The sequence below is a fragment of the Paenibacillus sp. LHD-38 genome, assembly GCF_031157315.1.
Classification (GTDB): domain Bacteria; phylum Bacillota; class Bacilli; order Paenibacillales; family Paenibacillaceae; genus Pristimantibacillus.
In genome coordinates, this window is record NZ_JAVIFU010000145.1 from 1 (window position 1) to 746 (window position 746).

General features: G+C 45.2%; 1 protein-coding gene. It reads right to left on the reverse strand.

Annotation, left to right across the window (positions count from 1 at the left end; translation table 11 throughout):
• Positions 1-54: 54 nt before the first annotated feature.
• Positions 55-746: IS3 family transposase (locus RCO25_RS34640; RefSeq protein ID WP_309000576.1), on the reverse strand; the 692-nt coding region annotated here is incomplete at its 5' end.

Genomic DNA, 746 nt, shown 5'->3' on the forward strand with positions numbered 1-746 from the left:
CGGTAATTGTCAAGGTAGTTGTCGTGATTCCTCAAAAATAGAAGTGGTTTAGTTTCATGAATTTTCTTCAGCTTGAATAAGCTTCGCTCGTTCTGGATTGAGCCAAACTTCCTCTTCTAAATTCCAGTTGCGCGTGTTTCCAGACCAACGATGAGGATGCTGCGCTTTTGCCGCTTCGTAGATCTGCTGTCTTTTCTCAAATATTTGCCTAGCCAGACCCTGATGTCTTTGGTTAGGTGTCAAAAAATTAAGACCACTGTGACGATGCTCCATGTTGTACCAGTGAACAAAACGCAGTACCCATTCACGCGCCTCATCCCTAGATCTAAAGCCGTTGGAAGGGAACTCAGGACGGTATTTACATGTTCTAAAGATCGATTCTGCATAAGGATTGTCGTTGCTTACTCGCGGTCTGCTTCTTGATGGTGTGATGCCTAGACTGTAAAGGGTTTCTAGTAAGGTTGACCCCTTCATCGGACTGCCGTTGTCGGAATGCAAGACAAGCGGATTCTTTCGAACCACGCACTGCTCACTGAGTACCGCTCTGCGAATTAATTGACTTGCATGCTCGGCAGATTCTTTCTCCCAAATCTCCCAACCTACTATCTTTCGGCTGTATAAATCCAGGATAAGATACAAATAAAAATAAATGCCCTTCACAGGACCAGGAAGCCAGGTAATATCCCACATCCATACTTGATTGGGACCCGTCGCACAATGACTCGTAAGCGTTCTAAAAGTAGGGC